The sequence below is a fragment of the Micromonospora sp. NPDC049580 genome, assembly GCF_040675595.1.
Classification (GTDB): Bacteria; Actinomycetota; Actinomycetes; order Mycobacteriales; family Micromonosporaceae; genus Micromonospora.
This window is the reverse complement of record NZ_JBFAPG010000219.1, coordinates 1-9721: the sequence shown is the minus strand read 5'-3', so window position 1 is coordinate 9721 and position 9721 is coordinate 1. Positions and strand designations below refer to the sequence as shown.

At 72.0% G+C, this 9721-nt stretch carries 7 protein-coding genes; 5 read left to right on the top strand and 2 right to left on the bottom strand.

The features are described from left to right. A partial coding sequence (locus AB0J68_RS18415; protein ID WP_363939550.1) for a tetratricopeptide repeat protein occupies window positions 1–2263 on the bottom strand: 2263 nt, incomplete at its 3' end. A gap of 293 nt (window positions 2264–2556) precedes the next feature. After that, the gene (locus AB0J68_RS18410) at window positions 2557–3540 is read right to left on the bottom strand and encodes an NAD(P)-dependent alcohol dehydrogenase (RefSeq protein WP_363939548.1); all 984 of its coding nucleotides are present in this window, start codon (window positions 3538–3540) and stop codon (window positions 2557–2559) included. A 102-nt stretch (window positions 3541–3642) separates the two neighbouring features. Between AB0J68_RS18410 and AB0J68_RS18405 the strand changes: the two genes are divergently transcribed. From AB0J68_RS18405 to AB0J68_RS18385, 5 genes are all read left to right on the top strand, one after another. Further along, window positions 3643–4359: a TetR/AcrR family transcriptional regulator C-terminal domain-containing protein gene (locus AB0J68_RS18405; RefSeq protein WP_355066549.1), complete on the top strand. Its 717-nt coding sequence runs from the start codon at window positions 3643–3645 to the stop codon at window positions 4357–4359. A gap of 154 nt (window positions 4360–4513) precedes the next feature. Continuing rightward, window positions 4514–5968, top strand: a complete 1455-nt coding sequence (locus tag AB0J68_RS18400) for an alkaline phosphatase PhoX (RefSeq protein ID WP_363939546.1) — start codon at window positions 4514–4516, stop codon at window positions 5966–5968. A 68-nt stretch (window positions 5969–6036) separates the two neighbouring features. After that, window positions 6037–6516: a DNA polymerase ligase N-terminal domain-containing protein gene (locus tag AB0J68_RS18395; protein WP_363939544.1), complete on the top strand. Its 480-nt coding sequence runs from the start codon at window positions 6037–6039 to the stop codon at window positions 6514–6516. A 360-nt stretch (window positions 6517–6876) separates the two neighbouring features. Next, window positions 6877–9474 carry a class III lanthionine synthetase LanKC gene (gene lanKC, locus AB0J68_RS18390; protein ID WP_363939542.1) on the top strand — a complete coding sequence of 866 codons (2598 nt, stop codon included), beginning with the start codon at window positions 6877–6879 and terminating at the stop codon, window positions 9472–9474. Window positions 9475–9479: 5 nt separating this feature from the next. Continuing rightward, window positions 9480–9599: a SapB/AmfS family lanthipeptide gene (locus AB0J68_RS18385; RefSeq protein ID WP_013734295.1), complete on the top strand. Its 120-nt coding sequence runs from the start codon at window positions 9480–9482 to the stop codon at window positions 9597–9599. Window positions 9600–9721: the final 122 nt, after the last annotated feature.

The window sequence follows — 9721 nt, the reverse complement described above, 5'->3', positions numbered from 1 at the left end:
GCGCGGCGCTGCCCCGCCGTTCCGCCGCCGGTGAGGTCGCCACCGTGGGCGGTTCCGACATCGACTGGTCGGCGCAGGTGCTGACACTGACCGGGAGCGCCTGCTGCCAGGCCACGCGGGCCGAACCGGCGTCGCCTGCGGCCAGGTGAGCGTCGCCGAGGCTCACCAACGCGTCCGCCTCCAACCGTCGATGACCGATCTCGCGACGCAGACGGACGGCGTGCTGGTGGCAGGTGACCGCCTCCGTGAAGGCGTCGAGCTGCAGGTGGGCGTGCCCGAGACTGGCCCACGTGATCGCCTGGCCGAGGACGTTGTCGACCGACGTGAAGAGGGTCAGTGCCTGCTCGCAGCTCTCGATCGCGGCGTGGTGGTCACCGAGCTGGCTGTGGGACCAGCCGACCGCGTTCAGCGCGAAGGCCTGGCCGGTGACGTGTCCGGCCTGCCGGTGCAGGCGCAGCGCCTCCAGGGCGTGGGCGAGGGCCTGCTCGGGCTGCTCGGTCCGGTCGCAGATCCACCCGAGGTTGAGTTCGACCCGGGCCTGCCCGGCGAGGTCGCCCAGCCGCCGGTACCTGTCGTACGCCAACTCCAGGTGGCGCTGCGCGTCGGCGTACTGCGCAAGCGCGATGTCGGCGAAGCCGAGCACCCCGTGGGCGTACGCCTCGGCCCGGTCGTCGGCCAGCCGGACGGCCGCCGACAGCGCCGTCCGCAGGCTGCTGGTCCAGTCCTGGAAGTAGCCGCGCTGGTTGAGGTAGGTGGTGATCGCCCAGGCGAGGTGACACGTGTGGCGGTCGAACCCGTGGCTGGCCGCCAGCCGCAGGGCCGAGAGCAGCACCGGGTGCTCGTCGGTGAACCACCACAGGGCCGCGTCGCGATCGGCCAGCGCCACCGGTGCGACCCCGGGCCCCGGTGGGTCGATCGGCAGCCGGTCCCGCTGCGGATAGACCAGCTCGTCGGCGGCGTACGCGACCAGGAGGTAGTGGTCGAGCAGGCGGGACCGGGCGGCGTGACGGCTCGCGTCGCTGTCCTCCGCGGCCGTCAGCTCAGCGGCGTACGCGCGCAGCAGATCGTGGTACGTGTACCGCCCGGGACGGTGTTCGGTGAGCAGGTGGGCCCGAGTCAGCTCGGCCAGGTGGCGGTGGGCCTGCGCGAGTGTGATCCCCGCGAGGCTGGCCGCCGCCGCGACGGCGAAGTCCGGGCCCGGATGGACGCTCAGCAGACGGAACAGCCGGGCGGTGGGCCCCTCGAGGGTCCGGTACGACCACGACATGACCAGCCGCAGGTCGGTGACCGGTTCGCCGCCGTCGAAGGCATCCAGGCGTCCGGCCACCGGGCGCAGACTCGCCGCCAGGTCCATCAGGCGGAACCCACTGTGGATGGCCGCCCGGGCGGCGACGACGGACAGCGCCAGGGGCAGTCCGGCGGAGGCGCTGACGATGGCGTCGACGGCCTCGGGCTCGGCGGTGACGCGTTCCGCGCCGAGGCGTCGGGTCAGCAGTTCACGGGAGTCGGCCCCGGACATGACGTCCAGGGTGATCGGATCAGCGCCGTTCACGCTGACCAGACCCAGGAACTGGTCCCGACTGGTGACGAGGACGAAGCAGCCCGGCGCGCCCGGCAGCAGCGGGCGTACCTGGTCGGCGTCGCCGGCGTTGTCGAGGACGACAAGCACCCGCCGGCCGCCCAGCAGACTGCGATATCGAGCGACCTGCTCATCCAGTGCGGTCGGCGGACGGGCGCCCGGTCCCGCGAGCGCGTAGACGAATCCGGCGAGCGCCGTGCTCGGGCTGACCGGGACGCCGCCCGGGTCGAAGCCGCGCAGGTTGACGTAGAGCTGGCCGTCGGGAAAGTGCGCGGCGACGCGATGAGCCCAGTGCACCGCGAGCGCGGTCTTGCCCACCCCGGCGGTGCCGGAGACGATCGCGAGACCCATCGCGGTCGGCTGATCCGCCGCTCGGACCAGGATCCCGTCGAGGCGGGCCAGCGCGTCGGCGCGACCGACGAAGCCGAAGCCGTCCGCGGGTAGCTGCGCCGGAACACCGTTCGAGGCGACCGGCGTCGGCGCCCCGGCGAGGAACCGGTCCCGCTTCGCCCCCTGCAGGCCGAAGGCGTCGGCCAGCAACAGCATCGTCGCGGGTCGCGGCCGCGCGATCCGCCCCGCCTCCAGATCCCGGAGATGCCGAACCGACAGCCCTGTCTTCGCGGCCAGATCCTCCTGCGTCAGCGCGCTGTGACGCCGAAGCTCCTGTACGGCCTCCCCGAACACGGGGATCACGGTATAGGCGGCGGTCACTGCGGACAATCGGGCACACGACGCAAGAGACCCGTCAGTGGTGACAGCGGAGGAACTACTGCGGTCCGGCTACGGCGTAACCGCGGGGCTGGCCGGGGGACGGGCCATGGTCGGGGCGGACCCGCCACTGTGGCGCAGCCGCGTGTCCACGGCGAGCAGCGTGAGGGCGGCCAGCGTCAGCAATCCACCGATGAGTGCCAGCGGGCGTGCCCCCGAGACGGGCAGGAGGGCGCCGCCGAGCAGCGATCCGCCGGCGATGCCGGCCGTCAGATGGTGATGACGACCTTTGCCCGCGCGTGCTCGCCTTCGAGATACCGGATGGCCGCGGGCACCTCGTGGAGGGGATACGTACGGTCGATGACCGGGGTGAGACGGCCGGCCTCGACGTGGCCGCGGAGCGTGTCGAGGTGTTGCCGGCCCGGTGTCGTCGTGAGCGTGACGATGCGGTGTCGGACCAGCGGGGCCAGCAGCCGTCCGCGCGCGATCAGCCAGACCGGTCCGAGGAGGCTGCCGCCGTCGTACACGCCGCCACCGGAGAGCACCAGCGTCCCGGTCGGTGTCAGCGCCCGCCGCAGCTCGCTGAGTGAGCGGTTGCCGACCAGGTCGAACACGACGTCGTGGCAGTGTGTGCCGCGGGCGAAGTCGTCGCGGTTGTAGTCGACGACGTGGTCGGCGCCGAGCGAGCGGACCAGGTCGACGTTGCGGGTGCTGCACACGCCGGTCACGGTGGCGCCGAGTGCCTTGGCCAGCTGCACGGCGAGAGTGCCGACGCCGCCCGAGGCGCCGTTGATGAGGACGCGGTGGCCGGGCTCGACGCCGCCGGCGTCGCGCAGCCCCATGAGCGCCGTGATGCCAGCCAGCGGCAGGGCTGCCGCCTGCTGCGGGGTCAGGTTCGCCGGCATCGCCGCGACAAACGTCTCGGGCACGCACACGTACTCGGCGAACGCCCCGTTGGCCTCGCCGAGGTCGCCGAACACCGCGTCGCCCGGCCGTACCTGCCGGACGTCGGCGCCGACGGCCTCGACCCGGCCCGCGAAGTCGCGGCCACGGATGCGCGCCCGGGGCCGCGTCCGGCCCATCGCCAACCGCGCCATCCGGGGATCACCCCGCATGGCATGCCAGTCGTACGCGTTGAGCGAGGCCGCCTCGACCCGTACGAGCACGTCGCCCGGGGCGGGCGTCGGCGTGGCGACCTCGGCGAGCGCGAGGGTTTCCGGTGGGCCGTATCGGTCCTGAACGATCGCCTTCATGATCCCTCCCTGGGGTGTACGGCGTACACTGACGGTAGGTGTACGTCGTACACCTGTCAAGGCGGTTATGGTTCAACAACCGCCGGACAGGACGAGGACGAGATGGCTGAGCAGGCTGAGACGCTGCGCCGGACGCCGCTGAGCAGGGATCGCGTCCTGCGTGCCGCCGTGGCGCTCGCCGACGAGGCCGGCATCGAATCGCTCAGCATGCGCAACCTCGCCCAGGATCTGGGCGTCGTGCCGATGGCGCTCTACAAGCACGTGGCCAACAAGGACGAACTCCTCGACGGCATGATCGACGTGATCGTCAGCCAGATCGACCCGCCCGCGTCCGACGCCCACTGGAAGGACGCCATCCGCCGGCGCATCCTCTCGGCGCGGGAGGTGCTGCGCCGGCACCCCTGGGCGCCGCTCGCGATCGAGTCCCGGAGCATGGCGACGCCTGCCGTCCTCGCCTATCTCGACTCGGTGGTCGCGACCTTCAAGGCCGGCGGGTTCTCCGCCAACCTCGCCCACCACGTGATGCACACGATGGGCAGCCGGGTTCTGGGCTTCAGCCAGGAACTGTTCGACGCCTCCCGCCAGGCCGGTCGGTCCGGAGCCACCAGCCCCGAGCCGCCCGCCGCCCTACCGCCGGAGTTCGCCGCCCAGTTCCCGCACCTGGCGGAGATCGCCGGGGCGGCGTCCCACGACGACCAGTCGGTCGTGGGGCAGGGCTGCGATGACCAGTTCGAGTTCGAGTTCGCTTTGGACCTGCTGCTCGACGGCATCGAACGGCTGCACCAGCAGGGCTGGACATCGCCGCGGCGGGCCCGGTAGGGCGAGGGACCGCACCGTCGGCTCGGCGGGGTGGCGCGCGGCCCTGATTCTTCACTCCGATGTCACCACGCGACCCCCCGGGTGACGTGTTCGTGTCCGTCGGCCGGAGTTGGCTGTCAGCCGTCGCACTTGCCTTGACCAGGAGCTGATCCGCGTGCCTTCCTCCCGTCGTACCTTCCTCGCTGGCGGCGCCGCCGCCGGTGTGGGCCTTGCCGTCGCCGGTGGCCTGCCGTCCCTGGCGCAGGCCAGCCCCGGTCGGCCGCACTCGCAGGGCTTGGGTGGTCCCGTGCCCTTCCCGCCGCTCGTGGACGACCCCAAGGGGATCCTGGCCCTGCCCGCGGGCTTCAGCTACACCGTGGTCACCCGGACCGGCGTCACCCGACTCGACCGCGGCCAGGGCACGACCCCGTCGGACCACGACGGCATGGCCGTCTACGACGCCGGCCACGGCCGCTACACCCTGATCCAGAACCACGAGATCGACCCCGGCGCCGAGTTCTGCGTGCCGCACGTCAAGGGAACGGTCTACGACTCGGGCGCCGTCGACGCCGGTGGCTGCACCGTCATCACGACGGACCGTGCGGGCCGCAACCTGGGCGAGTTCGTCGCCCTCTCCGGCACCGTCTCCAACTGCGCCGGCGGGCCGACCCCGTGGGGGACCTGGCTGACCTGCGAGGAGACCGAGGACCGGGCCGGCGATGAGTGGGAGGAGGGCGGCCGCACCGGCGCCTTCCAGAAGGACCACGGGTACGTCTTCGAGGTCTGGGCCGACGGCAGCGCGGACCCGCGGCCGATCAAGTGCCTGGGCCGCTACTCCCACGAGGCCCTGGCGGTCGACAAGGACCGGACCCACGTCTACCTCTCCGAGGACGCGGACGAGCCCAACGGCCTCTTCTACCGCTGGACCGCCCCGGCCGGGGTCAAGCTGGGCCCCGGCGTGCTGACCCGCCTCGCGCCGAACGCCGGCGTCCTCGCCGCGATGCAGATCATCATGGACGACGGCTCCGTCCTGCCGGACGTCGCCTACCTGACCTCCGCGCAGCTGGGCCGCCCCTTCCCGGTGCGGTGGATCGAGGTGCCGGACCGCGACGCGCGGACCACGTCCGTACGCGAGCAGTTCGCCGACGGCCAGGTCACCCGGGGACGCAAGTTCGAGGGCGTGTGGGCCACCGACGAGGGCGTGTACGTGGTCAACTCGTACGCCTGGGACGACGGTGACCTGCCGGCCGACGCCGCGCCGCACGACGGCATGGTCTGGTTCTACAACTACCGGACCCAGACCATCCAGCTGGTGACCTACTTCCCGCACCAGACCGCCTCCGAGGAGGGCACGCCGGTCAAGTACACCGACCTCACCTTCGACGGCCCGGACAACGTGACAGTCACCCCGTGGGGAAGCCTGGTGCTCGCCGAGGACGGCGCTGGCGCCTCCCACGTGCTCAGCACGGTTCCGGGCGGGCCGACGTACGCGATCGCCCGCAACCAGCTCAACGATTCGGAATTCTGCGGGCCGACCTTCACCGCCGACGGCAAGGTGCTCTTCGTCAACATGCAGGACCCCGGCCTCACCCTGGCCATCACCGGCCCGTGGGAGAAGTACCTGGGCTGACCTGCGAGGCCTGCACGGTTTCCTGCTCACGGGCGCTTGACCGGCGGCGGGGGCGGAGGTCGTCGACAATGGCAAGGGTGCACCCCGCCTTCGTCCTGCACCACCACCGCAAACCCCGACCGCACTTCGACCTGCGGCTCGAGGAGGACGGTGTGCTGCGCTCGTGGGCGGTTCCCCGTGGTCTGCCGGACAGTCCCGGCGACAACCGGCTCGCGATCGCGGTGCCCGATCACCACCTTGATCACCTCACCTACGAGGATGCCGACAAGTCGATCGCCGACATCGGCACGTGGGAGGAGCACGACCGCACCGACCGCCGGATGCTGTTCACGCTGCACGGGCGTACCGGCCGCCGGCGGTACGCGCTCATCCGCACCGGCGAGGGGTGGCTGCTCCACCTGACCAAGGAGCAGCCACCCGGCTGCGGCTCGCGCGGGTCGCGTGGCCGGGCACCTCAGCGTGTCGCCCACGTCGAGCGCCTCGGGCCAGGCGTCGCTACCGAGAGTCACGGTGAGCCCGGTGGCGATGACCTCTCCGATTTCGATTGAGTGACGCCACTGTTAACCCAGCGATCACCGGGGTCTAAGTTCTGCCCGCTCGAGGGGTCAAGAACGAGCAGGTCGGTGAGCGGGCGAACGCGCTGCCGCACCGATCCGATCGGAGTAGTCCCAGGTGAGGGGCTCGTCAAGCCGCAACAGCGCCGACGAGGTTCGTGGGCGGCCTCGGGTGCGGGCCGGTGCGCGGTGATCCGTGGAGCCGGCGCCATGGGCCCTGACTAATGTCATGAGTACCGATGCGCCCTGCATCGAAGTCAGTGACTAAGCGCACTGGGACCCACCGCCTCCCGTCGACGAAACTCGATTCAACGCCGGAACAACAGCCGGCCGAGTTCGAGAGGAGGCGGGACGGTGGACGAACGCTACGACAGCTACTGCGCGGCGGATCGGCTGTTCTACGACTCGCTCGGCAGCGCCGTCGCGCAGCCCGTCTTCCCGGCCGCCGAGCGCCCCATCCCGACCGGCTGGCGCCGCGAGCCGCTCGACGACTGGCTGATCTACGCGCCGGACGGCGGCTCGCTGCCGCAGCAGGGCTGGAAGATCCACGTGTCGGCGGGCCTGGCGAACGCCGAGCGGGTGCTGGACGCCGTCTGGAACTACTGCGTCCCCCGCGGCCTGTCCTTCAAGTTCCTCCACGGGCCCCGCACACTGCTGCTGCGCAACTCCAAGTACGCCTCCCGGGCGGCCAGCGGCAAGTTCATCACCGTCTACCCACACGACGACGCGGAGCTGGAGCTGGTCTGCAAGGAGCTCGACGAGCTGCTCACCGGCGAGACCGGCCCGTACATCCTCAGCGATCTCCGCTACGGCGACGGCCCGGTCCACGTGCGCTACGGCGGCTTCGCCGCCCGCTACTGCCACTCGCCCGACGGTCAGGTGGTGCCGGCGATCGAGGACGACAACGGCACGCTGGTGCCGGATCGCCGTGAGCCGGTCTTTTACGTACCGGACTGGGTCACCCTGCCCGACTTCCTCGGCCCGCACCTGGCCGCCCGCAACGACACCAGCACCAACCAGGTGCCGTACCGGATCGAGAAGGTGATCCACTTCTCCAACGGCGGTGGGCTGTACGTGGGCCGGGATCTGCGTACCGACACCCAGGTGGTGCTGAAGGAGGCCCGACCGCACGCCGGCCTGGACGCGGACGGCACCGACGCCGTCGCCCGGCTGGCCCGCGAGGCCGAGGCCCTGCGGCAACTGGCCGACCTGCCGCAGGTGCCGCGGGTGCACGACGAGTTCGCCCTCGGCGAGCACCGGTTCCTCGCGCTCGAGTTCATCGAGGGGCGGCCGCTGAACAAGGTGCTGGTCGACCGGTACCCGCTGATCGACGCCGACGCGACCGACGACGACCGGGCGGAGTACGCCCGCTGGGCCCGGCACATCCACGAGCAGGTCGAGTCCCTCGTCGCGGCGATCCACGAGCGCGGCCTGGTCTACGGGGACCTGCACCTGTTCAACATCATGATCCGGCCGGACGACCGGGTCGCCCTGGTCGACTTCGAGGTGGCCGCCCCGATCGCCGGGCACCGCCGGCCCGGGCTGCGCAACCAGGGCTTCGCGGCGCCGCGGGACCGAACCGGCCCAGCCGTCGACCGGTACGCCCTGGCGTGCCTGCGGTTGGCGCTGTTCCTCCCACTGACCCAGCTGGTGCGGCTCGCGCCGGCGAAGGCGGCTCACCTGGCCGACATCATCGCCGCGAACTTCCCGGTGCCGAGGTCCTTCCTCGACCCGGCCGTCGAGGAGATCACCGGTGGCCCCCAGGTCGCCGCCGACCCGCACGGGGCTCTCGGCGCGGATGAGTGGCCCACCACGAGGGACCGACTGACCACGGCGACCCTGGCGAGCGCCACTCCCGAGCGCGACGACCGGCTCTTCCCCGGCGACATCGAGCAGTTCCGCAGCGGCGGCCTCAACCTCGCCCACGGGGCGGCCGGAGTGCTGTACGCGCTCGACAGGAGCGGCGCCGGGCGGTGGCCCGAGCACGAGGACTGGCTGGTGCGGCGGGCGACAGCGCCACCGTCCGGCACCCGCTGCGGCTTCTACGACGGCCTGCACGGCGTGGCGTACGCCCTCGATCACCTCGGACGCCGCCAGGACGCGCTGGACGTGCTCGACATCTGCCTGCGCGAGCCCCTGGACGGGCTCGACCACAGCCTGGCGAGCGGGTTGTCCGGGATCGCGCTCAACCTGGCCGAGCTGGCCGGGCGCACCGGGGAGGCGTCGTTGCGCGACGCCGCCTGGCGGGCCGCCGAGCGGGTGATCGGGCAACTGGCCGACGACCCCGGCCCGGACGTCAGCGGCGGACGCAATCCGTACGCCGGGCTGCTGCGCGGCCGGACCGGACCGGCGCTGATGTTGCTGCGGCTCTACGAGCTCAGCGGTGACGACGAACTGCTGGGACACGCCGCCACGGCACTGCGCCAGGATCTGCGCCGGTGTGTGCTGCGGCCGGACGGCGCCCTGGAGGTCAACGAGGGCTGGCGGACGATGCCGTACCTGGCGCACGGCAGCGTCGGTATCGGGCTGGTCCTCGATGCGTACCTGCGCCACCGGGCCGACGACCGGTTCGCCGAGGCCAGCGCGGGGATCCGCCGCGCGGCGCGGTCACCGTTCTACGCACAGTCCGGGCTCTTCGCCGGCCGTGCCGGCATCATCGCCTACCTCGCCGCCTCGGCCCACGATGCCGACCGCAGGGAACTCGCCGCACAGGTGGACCGGCTGGCCTGGCACGCGCTGCCGTACCGGGACGGGACCGCGTTCCCCGGCGAGCAGTTGCTGCGGCTCTCCATGGACTTCGGCACCGGCACCGCCGGCGTGCTCTACGCGCTGGCCTGTGCGCGACACGACGAGCCGCCGGTGCTGCCCTTCCTCGCGCCCCTGTCGGGCGCGCAGAGACTCCCCCGCGACAGCGGGGGCGACCGGATCGACGAACGGATGGAAGGGAGGTGAACGACATGGCGCTTCTGGACCTCCAGGGCCTGGAGATGGCTCCGGCCGACCGCACGGGTGGCGGTAGCCGGGCGAGCCTGCTGCTCTGCGGCGACAGCTCGCTCTCCGTCACGACCTGCAACTGATCCATCGCAGAACGCGGTCGCCCTGGGCGGGCAGTCCTTCACCCCCAGCGGTGCGGGTGCCGACCGCGCCGTCAACATGAACGTGGAGAGCGGTCTCGCCACCGGCACCCAGGTGGTTCAAC

Bases quoted from the DNA above. Each gene is read 5' to 3' on its own strand.
- AB0J68_RS18410 (WP_363939548.1), bottom strand. From the start codon at position 3,540: ATGAAGGCGATCGTTCAGGACCGATACGGCCCACCGGAAACCCTCGCG.
- AB0J68_RS18395 (WP_363939544.1), top strand. From the start codon at position 6,037: ATGGCAAGGGTGCACCCCGCCTTCGTCCTGCACCACCACCGCAAACCC.
- AB0J68_RS18405 (WP_355066549.1), top strand. From the start codon at position 3,643: ATGGCTGAGCAGGCTGAGACGCTGCGCCGGACGCCGCTGAGCAGGGAT.
- AB0J68_RS18385 (WP_013734295.1), top strand. From the start codon at position 9,480: ATGGCGCTTCTGGACCTCCAGGGCCTGGAGATGGCTCCGGCCGACCGC.